The 16,903-nt window shown below is 42.1% G+C and carries 16 protein-coding genes; 6 read left to right on the top strand and 10 right to left on the bottom strand.

The annotated features are described in order from the left end of the window. The first annotated feature begins 94 nt into the window (after window positions 1–94). Complete coding sequence (locus tag N4627_RS08695; protein WP_260964758.1) at window positions 95–1,258, top strand: hypothetical protein; 1,164 nt, start codon at window positions 95–97, stop codon at window positions 1,256–1,258. A gap of 38 nt (window positions 1,259–1,296) precedes the next feature. Beyond that, entirely contained in the window at window positions 1,297–1,623 is a 327-nt protein-coding gene (locus N4627_RS08690) for a hypothetical protein (protein ID WP_003716426.1), read from the top strand. A gap of 62 nt (window positions 1,624–1,685) precedes the next feature. Here N4627_RS08690 and N4627_RS08685 read toward each other — a convergent pair whose 3' ends face one another. The 4 genes from N4627_RS08685 to N4627_RS08670 form a co-directional block, all read right to left on the bottom strand. Further along, window positions 1,686–1,913: a hypothetical protein gene (locus N4627_RS08685; protein ID WP_040530658.1), complete on the bottom strand. Its 228-nt coding sequence runs from the start codon at window positions 1,911–1,913 to the stop codon at window positions 1,686–1,688. Between the two features lie 13 nt (window positions 1,914–1,926). Next, the gene (locus N4627_RS08680) at window positions 1,927–2,433 is read right to left on the bottom strand and encodes a YbhB/YbcL family Raf kinase inhibitor-like protein (protein ID WP_003716428.1); all 507 of its coding nucleotides are present in this window, start codon (window positions 2,431–2,433) and stop codon (window positions 1,927–1,929) included. Window positions 2,434–2,446: 13 nt separating this feature from the next. Next, window positions 2,447–3,232 carry a tyrosine-protein phosphatase gene (locus N4627_RS08675; RefSeq protein WP_260964754.1) on the bottom strand — a complete coding sequence of 262 codons (786 nt, stop codon included), beginning with the start codon at window positions 3,230–3,232 and terminating at the stop codon, window positions 2,447–2,449. 69 nt (window positions 3,233–3,301) lie between these two features. After that, window positions 3,302–4,255 carry a GDSL-type esterase/lipase family protein gene (locus N4627_RS08670; protein WP_098044488.1) on the bottom strand — a complete coding sequence of 318 codons (954 nt, stop codon included), beginning with the start codon at window positions 4,253–4,255 and terminating at the stop codon, window positions 3,302–3,304. A gap of 225 nt (window positions 4,256–4,480) precedes the next feature. On the opposite strand from N4627_RS08670, the gene N4627_RS08665 reads away from it, so the two are divergent. From N4627_RS08665 to N4627_RS08655, 3 genes are all read left to right on the top strand, one after another. Beyond that, complete coding sequence (locus N4627_RS08665) at window positions 4,481–5,659, top strand: galactokinase (RefSeq protein ID WP_098044489.1); 1,179 nt, start codon at window positions 4,481–4,483, stop codon at window positions 5,657–5,659. Window positions 5,660–5,902: 243 nt separating this feature from the next. Beyond that, window positions 5,903–7,351: a UDP-glucose--hexose-1-phosphate uridylyltransferase gene (locus tag N4627_RS08660; RefSeq protein ID WP_260964751.1), complete on the top strand. Its 1,449-nt coding sequence runs from the start codon at window positions 5,903–5,905 to the stop codon at window positions 7,349–7,351. Window positions 7,352–7,418: 67 nt separating this feature from the next. Continuing rightward, window positions 7,419–8,411 (top strand): LacI family DNA-binding transcriptional regulator, encoded by a 993-nt coding sequence (locus N4627_RS08655; protein ID WP_240410659.1) that lies wholly within the window; start codon window positions 7,419–7,421, stop codon window positions 8,409–8,411. 406 nt (window positions 8,412–8,817) lie between these two features. Here the strand turns inward: N4627_RS08655 and N4627_RS08650 are convergent, their stop codons facing one another. The 4 genes from N4627_RS08650 to N4627_RS08635 all read right to left on the bottom strand — a co-directional run bounded on the left by N4627_RS08650 (window position 8,818) and on the right by N4627_RS08635 (window position 14,224). Continuing rightward, window positions 8,818–10,152 carry a dipeptidase gene (locus tag N4627_RS08650; RefSeq protein WP_260964747.1) on the bottom strand — a complete coding sequence of 445 codons (1,335 nt, stop codon included), beginning with the start codon at window positions 10,150–10,152 and terminating at the stop codon, window positions 8,818–8,820. Window positions 10,153–10,165: 13 nt separating this feature from the next. Continuing rightward, window positions 10,166–11,647, bottom strand: a complete 1,482-nt coding sequence (locus N4627_RS08645) for a YfcC family protein (protein WP_373369905.1) — start codon at window positions 11,645–11,647, stop codon at window positions 10,166–10,168. Between the two features lie 317 nt (window positions 11,648–11,964). After that, window positions 11,965–13,539 carry an amidohydrolase gene (locus tag N4627_RS08640; RefSeq protein ID WP_260964744.1) on the bottom strand — a complete coding sequence of 525 codons (1,575 nt, stop codon included), beginning with the start codon at window positions 13,537–13,539 and terminating at the stop codon, window positions 11,965–11,967. A gap of 16 nt (window positions 13,540–13,555) precedes the next feature. Continuing rightward, window positions 13,556–14,224, bottom strand: a complete 669-nt coding sequence (locus tag N4627_RS08635) for a YczE/YyaS/YitT family protein (protein WP_098044495.1) — start codon at window positions 14,222–14,224, stop codon at window positions 13,556–13,558. Window positions 14,225–14,440: 216 nt separating this feature from the next. Here N4627_RS08635 and N4627_RS08630 point away from each other — a divergent pair, with 216 nt between their 5' ends. Beyond that, on the top strand, window positions 14,441–15,721 hold the full coding sequence (locus tag N4627_RS08630) for a cation:dicarboxylate symporter family transporter (RefSeq protein ID WP_040530662.1): 1,281 nt from the start codon (window positions 14,441–14,443) through the stop codon (window positions 15,719–15,721). A gap of 52 nt (window positions 15,722–15,773) precedes the next feature. On the opposite strand, the gene N4627_RS08625 is transcribed toward N4627_RS08630, so the two are convergent. Beyond that, a complete protein-coding gene (locus tag N4627_RS08625) occupies window positions 15,774–16,271 on the bottom strand; it encodes a GNAT family N-acetyltransferase (RefSeq protein ID WP_191336878.1) in 498 nt (165 codons plus the stop codon). A 13-nt stretch (window positions 16,272–16,284) separates the two neighbouring features. Next, window positions 16,285–16,734: an Lrp/AsnC family transcriptional regulator gene (locus N4627_RS08620; protein ID WP_003716441.1), complete on the bottom strand. Its 450-nt coding sequence runs from the start codon at window positions 16,732–16,734 to the stop codon at window positions 16,285–16,287. Window positions 16,735–16,903: the final 169 nt, after the last annotated feature.

The raw sequence follows: 16,903 nt of genomic DNA, 5'->3' as shown, positions 1-16,903 counted from the left end.
TTGTCGTCTTACTGACGGCGTAATTAATTGTTCACCTGTAATTATGATATGATAGAGAAGATAATTCAATTTTTGATGGAGGAATAATTGGGAAATGAGCGAACAGGAAGAACATATTAAAGGGTTCCTAAATTCGTCCACGTATAACCAGCTATCTGCTAACCAGCAGAAACATGCTCAAAATATTTTGACCCGGTTTAATAAGTATATGACCGAAGAGCACCAACTGGATGATACCGCGTGGACACCCCAAGCGGTTCAACAAGTAATGGTTGGTCAATTCATTGCTGATCCAGCGTTAACTAATTCGTTTGGAATTGCCGTGGCACCAGTGCTGAAGGCTTATCAAAAGTTCTTGGGGAATAAGCAATTAGGTGCAATTGAAAAGGCCATTGATGAGCAGCGGCCAATAATGAATAAGTGTCGAAAAGCTCACCAGACATTGGCTGAATTGAATGGTGACTCACAAAAGACAGTTGCTTCGGGTACCAAAAAACAAACTGCTAAGCATGAAACACCACAAAAAGATCAACTTGTCAAAGAACCGGCGAGTGAAGAACTAAAGCAGCCGACTACTCCTGTAAAGTTAATTCCAGCAGGAAAGATGAAACAGGAAATTACGCGGATCAAAAAAGAAGTTGCCACTGCTCCGGAATTTAAGGAGAAGGACCTCAGTATTGCCGATCAGCAATACCTGGTTGCGGAATTCCTGCAATTGATGTATCAGGAATGTCATCAAGGAATTAATCAGTGGCGGTTTGCTGACTTGCAGTTGGTCTTGGGGATGATGATGCCACTGGATCCCAATATTACCAAGTTGGAGATCCTAAATATTGTTCCAACTGCGCAAGCGTTATTTGATTACTTGAAACGGACTGACCAGATTGATATGGAGCAGTACCGGGTTGCCTTGAAGTCTATTGCCCATATGCAAACTTCGCAAAACATGCTGGCTTCAATGGAACGTCGTCAACGGACAACCCAATTGATGCTTTCATACATCCAGAGTCAAGGTGTTGATACTGATAACGTGAACAAAACCGAGAAGTGGATGGATGCCCACCAATCACAAGTGGCAACGTTTATGCGGTCGATCCTTAGCCCATGGGGTGAGTACGAACGACAACAATTGCATAAGCGGCAACAGGCAACTCATCAACCAGTTCCAGTAGAAAAGGATCGGCAATTGTTAAGGAAAAAGCGGGTCCCACAAGGAATTAAGTTTAGTAAGAAACGGCGAAAAAAGCGTAAAAAGTAATTGATTCATTTTGTCGTGATGGAAAGGAGCTGAGATTAATGAGTGCATATATTCCTGAAAACATGGAAGAAGTAGCTGTTCAGGTGGCTAAACATCAGGTTCATGGTGAAAAAGTAACACCGGAAGAAGTGATTGAGCAGGCTGTTCCAGATATTTTGCAGGCCTTATTGGATGAGGCGCTTGAAGGACGCTACGATGAGGTAAAGCGTGACGGGGATAAGTTAATTGTTACCGATGCAATGGGTGAACAAGTTGGTGTCGTTACTCCAAACGGCAAGAGCTTTGTTGATGACTTCAAAGCTGATTCAGATGTATTGATTGGCTACCTTGAATCACAAGTTGCTAAAATTGTTGGTGGCCGTTAAAGAAAAGAAAATGAAAAAAACGATCGTGATGGAAATTTTCCATCACGATCGTTTTTGTTACGCTAAAGCCGATTTTTAATTTCATATGGCTTAACTTTATCAGCTTTCGGCTTAACTTGCGCATCTTTTGCATAGAAGATTGCGTATTCTTCGTCATCGGGTCCCTTAGCGATGACGAGATCATCTGCTTCTCGTTCACGCTTGAAGATTTGGCCCTTACGAACTGCTTCGTTGTAATCATGAATATTAGCGATTGAATCGCCAGGGTTAAAGAAAATTCTTGTTTCCATTTTTTGTTCCTCCTTATGCACGACTTGGAATATCAAATTCTGCCTGAGCCAAGATATGACCTTCAGCAGCATGGATAAACTCGTTTAACCAGTAGTGGTTCTTCAGCGGCAACTGGTCATCAAGGGCGTAAACCCTTAGTGTGTAGTGGTGAGTCTGATCTGGTGGCTGTGGACCGACGTAACCGCTAGAAATTGCAGGATCGCCATTAACTAGGGATCCGGCATTACTATTATTTCCTTGAATAAATTGATCGCTTAGTTGGCGACTAGCATTTGCCGCAATGGAAGTCATGGTGCTAGGAATATTAGCAGCGAGCCAGTGAATCCAAGTAAAACCACAAACTGGAGTGGAATCATAATCAATAAAAACGATGGCAAATGTCTTTGTCTCGGCAGGAGCTTCATTGATCTCTATTGGGAAAGATTTAATTGGGTGGTCAGCTAGCATTGAGTTAGCCGGAGCATACTTACCGTATTCATCAGCTAACATTCCATTGATAAGTGGTACTGAAATTTTCATTAAAATCACTTCTTTAATCTAAATATAGTTGTTGTAGTTGCTTGAGATCAGTTGGCGAGAGATCGAAGTATTCGGTTAAGTAGTTTTGGACATTTCCGTAATTAGTATTGATCAGATCAATTGTCTGGTTAAGGTAGTCGACCGAAACAGAACCAAGAGCACGCCGATTTTCTACTACGACCTCATTTTCACCCTTATCACGCAACATTTGAAGCCACTGTTCCCGAAAACTCTGAGTTGCCTTATTAGTAAGCAGGTAATCCTTCAGAATCGTTTCTTCAGGTACTTGGAGGGCACTCAGGATTAGATAGGCAGCCATCCCCGTGCGATCCTTCCCGGCAGTACAGTGAAAGAGGGTGGCCTGAGTAGGGTTATTACTTAACAGGAGTTCAAACATTCGCTGGTAAGCAGCCTTAGCAGTAGGGACCTCTACCATCCGGCGGTAAACATCAAGCATGTGCTGATAGCCATTACCTGGTTTTAGAATCCGACTCATGATCTCTTCATCACTGTGAGAGGCATCAGTTTCATCAGATTTAAATACCGGTAGATGATAATAGCTAGCAGTCTGGGGGAGTTTATCGGGAGCTTGCTTAACCTCTTCTGGTGCCCGTAAATCAATGTCGATCGTAACGGGAATTGCTGCTAGAGTGCTTAAATCATGTTCGTTTAAATGAGCAAGCGAACCGGAACGGATAAGCCGGTGCCACTTTACATGACGTCCATCTTTAGTTTCGTAGCCACCCAGATCGCGAAAATTATGGCCATCTTGAATGTCTAATAAGCGTTGACCCGTCATGTCAAAACCTCCTTTTACTAGGATGAACTACTTGCTACATCCTAAGTACTTTACCTTATTAATTGTACCCTACTTTAGCCAGTTTGATAACTTCTCCGCTAATCGATACCCGCTTTCGGTGGCTCCAGACTGATCAGGGTGGAGATCATCGGTAAAGCTAGAACACCATCCTTGAGTTTCGATCAGGGGAAGCTTGTGTTTCTTAGTAAGAGAACGGATTGATTCAGCAAAAGTTTGACTAAACGGAATCATTGGGAGAATTGGAATTGAAGGGAAAAGGGTAGTAACAAGGGACAAGAAGTGATCATAGCTCGCATTAAATTGATCCAACGAAAAACGCCGGTCGTTAACACCAAGGTTGATTACTACTAGATCAGGCGTGTTTGCTTGCCAAAAAGTCGTGGCATCAAGTTTCGTTAAGAATTGATCCGCAGTCGGAACACCACCAGTGGCTTGACGAAGCACACCACCAGCAGAATAGGCAATTCGTACATCAGTTGCGTGAAGCAAGTCAACGGCGGTCCCAACATAGTTACTTTCTGGTCGGTAGTCAATCGAGGCATTATGCCCCGCTACCCAACATCCTGCAGTGATTGAATCACCAATAAAATCAATCACCGGGACTGGCGGCGCACTAATCAATTTTCCTTGTTCAGCATCAATTGAAGTGATTGCAAAACCTTCGTTGTCATTCCAAACACGATCAAGATCCGAATTGCCAGCCGTTATAATTTCAATCAAGTGGTTTGCTGATTCGCATTCTATATGCCAGCTGCGGTGACTTGCTAGTTCACGATGCCACTGGTTGCCGTCTATTCGCCAGGCATAAATTTGTGAGGGTGAAAATGGGTTGCGGTTATCCAACACATTAACTGTCAGGTTATTAACACCTTTAGCAATGAACCGTAATCGGCTACCAAGATTAGTAGTATAGAGGGTTGCGGATTGGTTAAGCCCCTTAATGAACCAGCGTCCATGAGGGTGGATTAATTTGTAGAGAGAGTTTGGGGAGTAGCGATGCATGAAAAAAATCCCTTTCCTTTTTTTATAATTATAGAACTTTAAACCAAACTAAGGAGGGACAAACAGGCGTCCCATCAGCTTTTATAGAAAACGCTTACAATATCATTACTTCAAAAATGAAAGCGCTTGTTGACAAATGGGGTAAAAGAGTCTAAATTATAGTTTAGTAAAAGTTTACTAATTTGTTTAGCCACTTTGCTCAAGTGGTCATGGAGGTATTTTGACATGGATAAGCAAGATTTTCTTAAAGAATATCAAGACACATTTAAGGAACCAGGAAAGGACGTTTTCTTCTCCCCTGGACGGATTAATGTGATTGGTGAACATACGGATTACAATGGTGGTCATGTTTTCCCATGTGCAATTAGCATTGGTACTTATGGTGTTTATGGTCCACGTGAAGACACTACCGTAGCAATTTATTCAGCAAACTCCGCAAAGGTTGAAAATAGTAAGATCATTACTTTTGATATTAACGATGAACAACCACAGTCTGCTAAAGATGAAAAGTGGGTTAACTACTTTAAGGGGATGCTTGTGTACCTCAAGCAACGCGGCTACAAGATTGATCATGGATTTAATCTTTATATCCATGGCTTCCTTCCATACGGTTCAGGTCTATCATCATCAGCCTCAATTGAAATGCTGATGGGTAACTTATTGAAGGAAGAATTTAATTTAGATATTGATGAGATTGATCTCGTTAAGCTTGGTCAAAAGACAGAAAATGACTTTGTTGGTTTGAATTCTGGAATTATGGATCAATTTGCTGTGGGGATGGGGAAGAAAGATAATGCAATCTTCCTTGACTGCAACACTTTGGACTACAAGTACTTGCCACTTGAACTTGGCGACTACGAAATTATCATTATGAGTACGAATAAGACCCACTCACTAGCTGGATCAAAGTACAACGAACGGGTTCAAGAATGTGAAGAAGCTGTAAAGCGTCTTAGCAAGAAGTTAAACATCAACAAGCTTGGTGAAATTGATTCTGAAACCTTTGATCAATACACTTACCTGATTAATGATGATACTTTGATTCGTCGTGCTCGTCATGCAGTTAGTGAAAACGAACGGACAAAGCGGGCAATCGACGCAATGCAAAAGGGTGACCTTGAAGAACTTGGTCGCTTAATCAACGCTTCACATGTTTCATTGAAGTACGACTATGAAGTTACTGGTAAGGAACTTGACACCTTAGCAGAAAATGCTTGGGATCAACCTGGCTGTCTTGGTGCACGGATGGTCGGCGGTGGTTTCGCCGGTAGTGCAATTGCCATTGTTAAGAAGTCCGAAGCTGAAAACTTCAAGAAGAATGTTGGTAAGATCTACCGCGATAAAATCGGTTACGACGCCAGCTTCTATGACGCCGAAGTTGTGGATGGTCCGCACAAATTATAGAGTGCCTTCGTCCCAAAGAGTTTCCGGAAAGCTAGCAATTTCTCCTGACGAAGGCGACTTGCGCCTAGGAAGGAGGTTGCTAGCTCTAGGAAACTCGGACGAAGCACGATTAGACTGTGCTGCCTAGAACGTTAGCTTGAGGAATATCACGGCGAGCACGTTTAGACTATGCTGCCTAGAACGTTAGCGCGCATGCTACCTAAACGCTGAATAATGTATTAAAGTGAGTGGGGGAATTAAAAGATGAAGTTAATCGAAAAATTTGCTGATGATGTAATTGCCAGTGGAGCATACAAGCCACTTGACAAGATTTATGTAATGAATAAGATTCGTGGCTTTGTAGGCGATGAAGATGTTGATGGTAATGAGGGCCAGCCAGTTGTTGCCCAATTAGTTGATCTGGCCGTTAAGCGGGGTAAGATTGAGGATGGTCAAACAGAACGGGAAATTTTGAATGATCAACTTTATGACTTAATGACACCACGTCCATCTGTTGTAAACGAAGAATTTTGGGAGAAGTACCAAGAATCTCCTGAAACTGCTACTAATTGGTTCTACAAGTTAATGACATCAAATGATTATGTTAAGGTTGCTGCGATCAAGAAGAATATCGTTTTTGATCGGCCAACTAAGTACGGTAATCTAGAAATCACCATTAACTTGTCTAAGCCAGAGAAGGATCCAAAGGCAATTGCAGCGGCTGCTCATGATACCAAGAAGAAGTATCCACAATGTGCCCTTTGTATGGAAAACGAAGGGTACAAGGGACGTCTAGGACAAGCAGCCCGGAGCAACCACCGGGTAATCCGGATTATGGTTGGTGGCCACAAGTGGGGCTTCCAATACTCACCATATGCTTACTTCAATGAACACTGCATCTTCCTCGACAGCAAGCATGAACCAATGCAAATTAACCGGCAAACCTTGATTAACTTAGTTGAAATTGAAGAACAATTGCCTGCTTACTTTGTCGGCAGTAACGCTGATTTACCAATTGTTGGTGGCTCAATGTTAGCCCACGAACACTACCAGGGTGGTCGTCACAGCTTCCCAATGATGAAGGCTGAAATTAAAAAGCCGCTCCACTTTGACGAATACCCAGACGTTGAAGCCGGAATTGTTAATTGGCCAATGAGTGACATTCGTTTAACCAGTGCAAACACTACTGAATTAATAAACCTTGGTTCTCATATCATTGATGTTTGGGATCATTATGATGATGAAAGTCTTTCCTTAAAGGCATTTGATGGCGATACTCGTCACCACACAGTAACCCCAATTATGCACCGTGATGGGAAGAAGTTCGTTCTTGATCTTGTTTTACGGGACAACGATACTAGTGACAAGTACCCACTTGGTATCTTCCACCCACACGAAAAATTATGGCACATCAAGAAGGAAAATATCGGCTTGATCGAAGTTATGGGACGGGCAATTTTGCCAGCTCGGTTAAAGGACGAATTAGCGGAAGTTAAGAAGTTCTGGTTAGGTGAAGCAAATAATATTGCTGACAGTCACCTTCCATGGGCTAAGGAAATTGCCGAAAAGATGGACATTAATGCTGATAACGTTGACGAAATCATGGAACAAGAATTGGCGAATGTATTTGCTAATGTTCTTGAAAATGCCGGTGTCTTCAAGGATGATGAAGCCGGAAACGCTGGTTGGGATCGTTTTATCGCTCAATTATAGTTCAGTCTAGACAAATTAATGGTAATCCAGGTAAAATAAGTTCTAAAAATGGGAAGGGGTGATTACCATGGCAGCAACGTTACGTGATATTGCCAGTCGAGCTGGTGTCTCTATTGCGACGGTTTCGCGAATTTTGAATAATGATTCGACGCTTTCTGTTAATGAAAATACTCGGCAACGGGTTTTAAGTACAGCAGAAGAGCTAAATTACACGAAGCATAAGCGGACGCGAAGTGACCAAGTGCAACGAGTAGCAATTGTTCAATGGTATTCGCTTACCCAAGAACTTGATGACCTTTACTATATGGGGATCCGAATGGAGATCGAACGTTCTGCTCAACAACGCGGGATCCAGACAGTGCCAATTTATCAAAATGACTTAGAAAAGATTCCCCGGAACGTAACGGGAATTATTGCAATCGGTAAATTTAGTGATTCGCAAGTTCAAGAGTTAAAATTGGTAACTAACAATATTGTTTTTGTTGATTTCGATAGTTTAGCTGCGGGATATGACTGCTTAGTGCCTGACTTTGAGAATGCTGTCCATACTGTTATTAACGAGTTCTTGGATGAAGGAATTCAAGACATTGGAATGCTCGCTGGAACAGAAAAGACAACGGACAATGAAGTAGTTCCTGATCTACGCCGCCGGTATTTTGAAACAGATTTGCGGCAACGTGGTATTTATCATCCGGAATTTATGTTTGCCGGTGACTATACATCAATGTCGGGCTATCGGGCAATGAAGAAAGCAATTGAAGAGCTTGGCAATAAGTTACCACATGCGATTTTTATTGCTAATGATCCAATGGCTGTCGGGGCGCTAAAGGCCGTTCAGGAAGCAAAGATTGATATTCCTGACCGTTTAGCCATGATTAGCTTTAATGATACCGCGATTGTAAAGTATGTTTATCCAAGTATGTCAGCGATTCATGTAGGAACCGATGAAATGGCTCATGCTGCAGTCGATGTGATGGTCAAGCGACTCGCACATCCAGCTAGTGACCCATGTAAGACGGTTGTTGGAACCCATTTGATTAAGCGACAGACGACGAAATAAGAATAAGGGTGAGGAAAAGCATTTTGTTTGCTTTTCCTCACCCTTATTTTGTTTATAAAAGAGTATTGTTTTAATTTGACGAGTCCTGCATCCTAGTGCAACATTGCCGAAATGTGCTCGCAGGGAAGCCACCTATTAAATGTGCTCAGCCTAACGTTTTGTTGCCACAGAGTCAAGATCTGCTCGCGACGACCGTCACCTTCGTCTAACTATCCCGTCCTTGATTGCAATTCAATCGTCGTCCGGGATTTTCTAGTGCTCAGTTGCTAGTTCGTCACGGCTCACACTCTACTTTAAACGTGCTTCGTCCGAGTTTCCTAGAGCTAGCAACCTCCTTCCTAGGCGCAAGTCGCCTTCGTCAGGAGAAATTGCTAGCTTTCCGGAAACTCTTTGGGACGAAGACACTCTAGTCTACACACAACCTCTTTATCGCTTGAGCATAGATTTCCATAGCTTTGAACATGTCTTTGAGGGGCCATTGTTCGTTGGCTTGGTGCATGTAGTCGGGAGTGGTTGGAAGCATTCCGCCAAAGGCTACACAATTATTCATTGTTCGAGCAAAGGTAGCGCCACCAGAGATTTGTGGTGTGGCAGTGGTATCACCGGTTTGTTCCTTGTAGACGTCCATTAAGGTTTGGATTAGCTTGCTATCCTTTGGAACGTATAGCGGTGCAACATAGTCAAAGTGAACATACTTGAGATCGTATGGAGCCACTCGTTGTGCGAGCTTTTCCAAAAACTTATCTCGATCAACGGTAACAGGAATCCGCAGATCAATTTGCATCTGGGTTTCTTTTTCGTTGATTTCGAGACTTGAAATATTGATGGTCAGGTGACCAGATTCGTCTTCAACATCACCGAGCAGGTTAGTACCGGTGGCATCCTCCTTGAAGAGCTTGCCGATGAAATCAAGTGGCTTAAAGTCAAAGACATCATCTAGGGCGATTGCAAGGCGAAGAACGGCATTAGTTCCTTGTGGGGCTAACATTGCATGGACTGATTTTCCGAGAACGGTAATTGAATTTTCATCGCTAGTATATTCAAAGCCATGCTTATCAAGAGCTGCCTTAACTTCATCCTGCTTTGGGCCATCATAAACAGCCTTGTCAGGGACAGCATTAAAGGCATTCTTTAAACTCAGCTTAAGTTGATCTGTTCCCGGTCCAACAAGGTAGGATTGCTGGAGACCCTTTTCAGCGTAAATCAATGGAAATTCCGCATCAGGGGAGATCCCGCTATCGATTTGACTTTCTTTCTTGTTATATTGAGCAATTCCTCGCCAAAGAATTTCTTCATCAGTCCCGTAGATAAAGCGAATTCGCTGGTTAAACTTGTAACCATGATCCATCAAAGCTTTAACAGCAAACAATGCAGCAATTCCAGGTCCCTTATCATCTTGAGAACCACGTCCGTAAACGGCATCGTTAACTACTGTTCCCTTAAATGGATCATGTTCCCAGGCCTTGGGATCGCCAGCAGGAACAGTATCAAGGTGACAAATTACACCAAAAATCTTGTCACCCTCGCCAACTTCAGCATAGCCATAGTAACCATCAGGATCTTCATAAGTTTTAAACCCAAGACGTTCGCAAATTTCCATCATTTTATCAAGGGCGTTTCGAATTCCCCGACCGAATGGAGCACCGTCCTCAGCAGCTTGATTATAAGAAGGTACGGAAATTAACTCTTCAAGAGCGCTGACAGCCTCTTGTTGTTCTTTTTCGGTAACTAATTGTGTCATAATTTAATTCCTCCTAGAGTACGGCAGCGATTCCTAAGAATACGCAGGTAACGATGAATAGGTAGATCATCAATTTCAACATCCACTTCCACCAAATACTGATGTTAACGTGGGCGATTGCTAAGGCACCCATAACAATTCCAGAAGTTGGGGTAATTAAGTTGACCCAACCTGAAGCAGCCTGATAAGCCGTAATAACTAGGCTTCCAGAAACGTGAGCAAAGTGGCCAAGAGGACCAATAATTCCCATAGTTGCAGCAGCAAGACCGGAAGTTGATGGGATCAAGAAGGACATTGGAATGTAGAAAATGTAGGTCAAAATAATAAAGATACTTTGTGAAAGACCATGGAGACCCGTTTCACCCCAGTGGAGGACGGTCCCGGTGATCATTCCGTTATTCATAACTACCTGAATTCCCCGGGCAACAGCAACGATAATTGCAACGCTAAGGAAGTCAGCCATTCCTTTCATGAAGGCATCCATGAACTCGCTTTCCTTCATGTGGTAAACCCACATGATTAGGACAGACATGAAGAGGAAGAGCATGGTAATTTCGTTAAAGTACCAAGTCCCTAGTGGTGCCATATCGTGGCCGAGTAAATTGCCTAAGAATGGGATGCCTGTTAGCCATTTTGTAAAGCTGTCAAAGAATGTCCAGTGACTGTTTAGGTTAGTCCATGGAATTAAGCCAAGGATCATAATTACAAATGTAAGACCAAAGAGCCAGATAACTGCTTTTTGCCGTTTTGACATTTGAAAATTATCATCGTCAGAACGAACTTTAATTGCAAATCGCTTCTCATCTGCTGCACGTTGCTTATAAACAAGCGATTTTTCAGGGTGCTTTTCGATTACAGAAGCGTAGTGGTAAACGTAGATGATACTAATGGTTGTCGTAATAATCAGGAGAAGAACCCGTGAACCTAAACCATCACCTGGAGAGATGTTTAATGTTTGTGAAGCAACTCCGGTAGCAAATGGGTTAACGGTTGACGCCAAACAACCAACTTGAGTCCCAACGAGGGCAATTGCAACGGCAACTAATGAGTCGAAGCCAACACCCATCATTACGGGAATTAATAATGGGTAAAAGGCAATTGTTTCTTCACCCATTCCGTAGGTAGAACCACCGATGGCAAAAAGGATCATTAGGATCGGGATCAGTAATTTTTCTCGTCCCTTATAACGGTGGACGATTGAACTAATCCCTTCGTTAAGGGCGTCTGTCTTGTTTACAACTCCAAGGAAGCCCCCGATGACCAGAATGAATAGTGAAACTGAAATTGCTCCTTCAGTTTTCTTGTCACCAACCATTCCGATGACAGGAGCCATAAAGACGTCCCAGATCCCTTGTGGCTTACTAGCAACCGAACGGTAGGTACCAGAAATAATATTTCCGGCCTTATCGGTTGAGTATGTTCCGGCTGGGATAATCCAGGTTAATATAGCAATAATAACAATAATAATAAATAGAATCGTGAACGCTGACGGCATATGGAACCGATGCTTTTTCTTAACTTCTTGCAAATCTCTCACTCCAATCCCCAAAAAACTAATTTGCAAATCTATTCACAACCCTATTGTAAACTTCTTTGAAAGCGGCATCAATTGGGAATTAGAGTGCCTTCGCCCCAAAGAGTTTCCGGAAAGCTAGCAATTTCTCCTGACGAAGGCGACTTGCGCCTAGGAAGGAGTTTGCTAGCTCTAGGAAACTCGGGCGAAGCACGTTTAGAATATGTTGCCGAGAACTCCAGCAAGTCCCAAAACCAAAAGGCCAGGAACAAATCCCAGCCTTTTTCAAAGTCAAATATTTAATTTTCAAAAACCTTTTCCCCAGCCATCCAGGTTTCTTTAACCCGAACAGTTTGAAGCTCGTTATGAGGAACAGTGAAAATATCCTTGTTGAGAATGACAAAATCAGCTGCCTTGCCTGCTTCCAGAGTGCCGTTATCGTCAAAGCCACCGATTTTAGCACCATCACGAGTATAGCCAAGAACTGCTTGGGGGACAGTGATTGCTTCATTGGCATTTACAACATCACCATTAGCTGCTTTCCTGGTGACAGCGGCATAAATACTGTAGAAGGGGCTGTCAGGCTCAGCCCATGGGGTACATGGTGCATCTGAACTTAAGCCAAGCATTGCCTTGGAATTTAACATTGTCTTTACTCGGTATGCTAGCTTGAATTGTTCAGCGTTCAAATAATGACGGTATGATTCAACTTCAGCAAAGAAGAAAATCGGTTGGGTTACTAAGGCATACTTCATTTTACTGTGAGCAATTTCAATGAACATTTCATCACTCATTAGGGATGCGTGCTCAATCCGCACTGATGGCATTTCATCAAGCCATGGATCGAGATCCTTAGTAACGTCGATAACGGTTTGGATAGCTTGGTCGCCCATCGCATGAACAGCTAACTGCAACTTGTTTTCACGCGCCATATTAACAGCACGAGTTAACTTTTCTTTCGATGTAAGACTAACTCCCATTTTGCCTGATGGGTATGGATCGGCATTAAATGCTGTCTCACCAGAAATACTGCCGTCCATGAAGACTTTAATCCCAGCAACACGGAGTTTAGCATCGCCACTTGGTTGAAGTCCTTTTTCAGGATCAATTTCATCAAAGACATAGTAAATTGATGCCTTGGGGGCAAAACCACCCTTAATCGCGTCTTGGTAAAGCTTAAGAGAGGTATATGGCTTCATCCGTCCCATCATTTCACCAATTGCAACGAGTCCATTAGCAAGGTAGTGTTCGGAACTCTTAACCATGTTCTGGACATCGCCTTCATAGCTCTGGGCGGACTTAGCACGAATTAAAAGCTGAGATGCAGCAACTTCCCGCATGAATCCAGTTGGTCGTCCGTCAGCGAACCGTTCAATTTTTCCGCCAACTGGGTCAGGCGTATTTTCGTCAATTCCAGCGAGTTCAAGGGCCTTAGAATTCCCAACAGAAGAATGACAGTCTGAACGGTAAATAAAAATCGGTTGAGTGGTTGAGACGGCATCGAGATCGTCCCGGTTAGGACTCCGGTGTTCGGCTAGTTTGGTTTCGTCAAATCCCCATCCTTCGATCCAGACATCTTCACCCTTACCATAGGCGGGAGACTTACGTAATGCTTCTTGCATTTCTTTAATACTGTTAACGTTTGGCGGAGTACAAGCGACACCATGTAAGGCATCAGCAATGTATTTTGGATGCGTATGGCAGTCGATTAATCCCGGAAGAACGGTTTGTCCCTGGAGATCAATTGTTTCTCCTTCTGGGACCGGATCATTACCGATCCATTTAATTCGGCCGTTTTCAACGATCATGCCATTGGCAAAGTGATCTTCTGAATCGCCAACAAAAATATGACCGTTAATGTAGGTTTTCTTCATAGTAAAATTACCTCTCTTAATATTTGTAATTTAGGTGGTGGTGCAATTTGCTAAAGAAATGGTGATCAGACCAACCAATTAGGTAACCTTGGGTAAGAATGTTATAAACTGTCCCAAAGTTAACGGCAACTAACTGGTGGGTCTCAATTACTGAGATGATGATTAAAATAATTGGCGGAATATAACTTGTCCATTGTGACCAAACAGCGGAACCATGCATAAAACGGAACCGTAAAATATATGGGAAGTCATCATTCGGATGCATAATTAGGTTGGCTCGCTGGTAAAGCGAAACAGCGGCAGCAATACCAAATAACCCAATAATATCAAGGATGACACGAAACCAAATATTGAGATCGGGAACGCCAATATAATTGAAGAAGTCAGCAAATCCCTGGAGAATATAACTAAAAGGGATGATGTAAAGAAGATTACGAATTAACCGAAAGTAATCGAATTTTCTTAACAGAAGCAGGTTAGTGATAGCAACAATAACTCCTTCAATTAACAGCATATTTCCTAGCGACCAGTGGAGCCAGTTACTAAGATTAGCAGCGGAGGCAGTCCAGATTGCACTTCCCATGTTTGTAGAGACAGTGAGACCATTGGAACAGGAATTTAGGAAAATGGAAAATGCTAAAAAGCACCAGCGACCAGTGAGACTATTTGCCCATTGTTTGGTCAATTGTCGATTTCCTCCTTTGAAAATAGACTATAGTAATATCCTACTTCTATTTACTTGAAAAATAAACCGCTTCCATATGGAAAATAAATGAATAAAAAATTATGAAATTAAAATAACTGTTCGGCTTTAGAGAAATAAAATTTAAATTTTACTAAGAAAAACCCTTAAAAATATGCTAAAGTAGAACAAGACATTTTTTAAGGAGTCTGATTTAAGGTGAAAAAATACCGAATTTCACGCCTAAGCATGGGCTGGCAAATTATGATTGGGCTAGTATTGGGGATTATCTGTGGGATGGTCTTTTACCATAATACTGGTGCAATTAAGGTCATGCAGAGCTTGGGAACCATTTTTATTCGTTTGATCCAAATGATCGTTATGCCAATCGTCGTTTCTTGTTTAACGGTTGGGATTGCGAATATTGGTGATATTAAGAAGTTAGGACGGATAGGTGGAAAAACTTTAATCTACTTTGAAGTTTTAACTACGATTGCCATTATTCTTGGGCTAGTAATTGGTAACATTACCCACCCGGGAACGTTTATTGATATTCATAAGCTTCATGCTACTGATATTTCACAGTACATGTCGAGCGCTAAAACTGCTTCGCATAATAGCGGCTTCTGGGAATTAATTCTTTCCATTATTCCAACGAACATCTTTAAATCAATGTCTGATGGGGATATGATGCCAGTGATCTTATTCTCAGTCCTCTTTGGTTTGGGAATTGCTTCGGTCGGTGAGAAGGCAAAGATTCTTATTGATGTGCTGAATGCGGTTGCCGAAGTAATGTTCAAGGTTACTAACTGGGTAATGAAGTTTGCGCCAATCGGGGTCTTTGGCCTGATTGGGATGACGATTGCCGAAATGGGAATTAGTGCGTTACTGCCATTAGGGTTGTTTATTGTTATTGCTTATATGACAATGATCATCTTTGTTGTGGTGATTTTGGGGATTACTGCCCACTTATTCCACTTGCGCTACTGGAAGACAATGCACGTTATTCTTGATGAAATCATCTTAGCCTTTACGACAGCGAGTTCTGAAGTTACGTTGCCACGGCTAATGGAGAAGACACAAAAGATGGGTGTCAGCAAGGGGATTGTTTCCTTCGTTATTCCAACTGGGTATACCTTTAACCTTGATGGTTCGGCCATCTACCAGTCATTGGCAGCGTTATTCCTTGCTCAGGCATACGGAATCCACTTAAGCTTTGCCCACCAGTTTACCTTACTGGTTGTCTTGATGATTACAAGTAAAGGGATGGCTGGGGTGCCAGGAGCCTCATTTGTTGTTCTTCTGGCCAGTGTTTCGACAATTGGGGTACCGATTGCCGGGCTTACCTTTATTGCCGGAATTGACCGGTTTGTTGATATGGGACGAACAGCCGTAAACGTTGTTGGTAATTCCATTGCAACCCTGGTTATTGGTGAATCTGAAAAAGAATTTAACCGTAAAGAATATAATCACTACCTAGATACTTATGGTAAAAACTAGAGTAGTGTTAAAATACCGCTAACATTCAAAGCTGGATGTTAGCGGTATTTCTTTACAGATTGAAGTGTTTAACAAAGATTTTGAGTGTTCTGAGTTCGCCATCAATGATTGAAATCTGTGGTAAGACGCCACATTGTTGATAACCACATTTTTGAAAAAGCTTTTGACTGGGAAGATTATTTTCGTAAACGTAAGCAATTACGGTTTTAATATCAAGGTTGTCGGTAATTTGCTGGTCAATGAAATTTAAAATTTGTTTTCCGTAGCCACGTTCTTGAGTATCAGAAGCTAAGTAAATTGAGATTTCGGCAGAAAATTGATAAGCCTGGTGCGGGTAGAACTGGCCAAGTGAGCACCAGCCAATGATTGTTGAATCACTGATTACTACCCAGATTGGGAAACGATCATTGAAATGATTAAGCCATTCTTGACGACTATCGACAGTGATCGGCATTTCATCGTCAGTAATGTCATGGCTTGGCACTGCACTGTTATAAATTGCAACGATCCTCGACAGATCGTTTGGAGTTGCTCGACGAAAACTGAGCATTAGTAGATCGCTCCTATTCCTGAGGATCACTCAGTTGAACGCCTCGGTGGTCAACACTGGTGCTAAAGACAATTTGTGTACTTGTCTTACCGAAACGTTGTTGAATATCATTAATAAAGTCATCGAGATCAGTCGTTGACGGGAAAACCACTTCCATTACTTCAGAAAAATCACCGGTGACACAGTTACACTCAATGACGTTTGGAATGTTCTGAATATAAGGATAAAATTCTTTCTTTTGCCGAGGTTCAAGTTGGACTTGAATAAAAGCTTTAACATGGAAGTTAATTTTTTCGAGGTTAATATCTGCTTGGTAGCCTTTAATAATACCGGAACGTTCCAACTTGCTAATTCTTGCCGCAATTGCAGGGGAAGAGATGAAACATTCCTTTGAGAGATCCTTTAGGGACGCTCGGGCGTTTGTTTGTAAAATATTGACAATTTTTCGATCGATTTTGTCCACGTTAATTACCTCATTTCATTAGATGCAAAATTAGAATTAATTAAACATCCCTAATTAAATCTTAATATTATTTACCGTTGATTGTAATTGATTGCATGATGCAAGTCAAATACTTAACCAGTAAAGAATAGTTGATAAAAGTAGTAAATAATAATTACATAGTTACAAG

It is taken from the genome of Limosilactobacillus vaginalis, assembly GCF_025311515.1.
GTDB lineage: Bacteria > Bacillota > Bacilli > Lactobacillales > Lactobacillaceae > Limosilactobacillus > Limosilactobacillus vaginalis.
This window is presented reverse-complemented; position numbering and strand designations above follow the sequence as displayed.

Excerpts from the sequence above, each read along its gene's own strand:
- N4627_RS08645 (WP_373369905.1), bottom strand. The coding sequence starts at position 11,647 with ATGCCGTCAGCGTTCACGATTCTATTTATTATTATTGTTATTATTGCT.
- N4627_RS08625 (WP_191336878.1), bottom strand. The coding sequence starts at position 16,271 with ATGCTCAGTTTTCGTCGAGCAACTCCAAACGATCTGTCGAGGATCGTT.
- N4627_RS08660 (WP_260964751.1), top strand. The coding sequence starts at position 5,903 with ATGAAGTTAATCGAAAAATTTGCTGATGATGTAATTGCCAGTGGAGCA.
- N4627_RS08670 (WP_098044488.1), bottom strand. The coding sequence starts at position 4,255 with ATGCATCGCTACTCCCCAAACTCTCTCTACAAATTAATCCACCCTCAT.
- N4627_RS08685 (WP_040530658.1), bottom strand. The coding sequence starts at position 1,913 with ATGGAAACAAGAATTTTCTTTAACCCTGGCGATTCAATCGCTAATATT.
- N4627_RS08655 (WP_240410659.1), top strand. The coding sequence starts at position 7,419 with ATGGCAGCAACGTTACGTGATATTGCCAGTCGAGCTGGTGTCTCTATT.
- N4627_RS08640 (WP_260964744.1), bottom strand. The coding sequence starts at position 13,539 with ATGAAGAAAACCTACATTAACGGTCATATTTTTGTTGGCGATTCAGAA.
- N4627_RS08665 (WP_098044489.1), top strand. The coding sequence starts at position 4,481 with ATGGATAAGCAAGATTTTCTTAAAGAATATCAAGACACATTTAAGGAA.
- N4627_RS08690 (WP_003716426.1), top strand. The coding sequence starts at position 1,297 with ATGAGTGCATATATTCCTGAAAACATGGAAGAAGTAGCTGTTCAGGTG.
- N4627_RS08675 (WP_260964754.1), bottom strand. The coding sequence starts at position 3,232 with ATGACGGGTCAACGCTTATTAGACATTCAAGATGGCCATAATTTTCGC.
- N4627_RS08650 (WP_260964747.1), bottom strand. The coding sequence starts at position 10,152 with ATGACACAATTAGTTACCGAAAAAGAACAACAAGAGGCTGTCAGCGCT.
- N4627_RS08695 (WP_260964758.1), top strand. The coding sequence starts at position 95 with ATGAGCGAACAGGAAGAACATATTAAAGGGTTCCTAAATTCGTCCACG.
- N4627_RS08680 (WP_003716428.1), bottom strand. The coding sequence starts at position 2,433 with ATGAAAATTTCAGTACCACTTATCAATGGAATGTTAGCTGATGAATAC.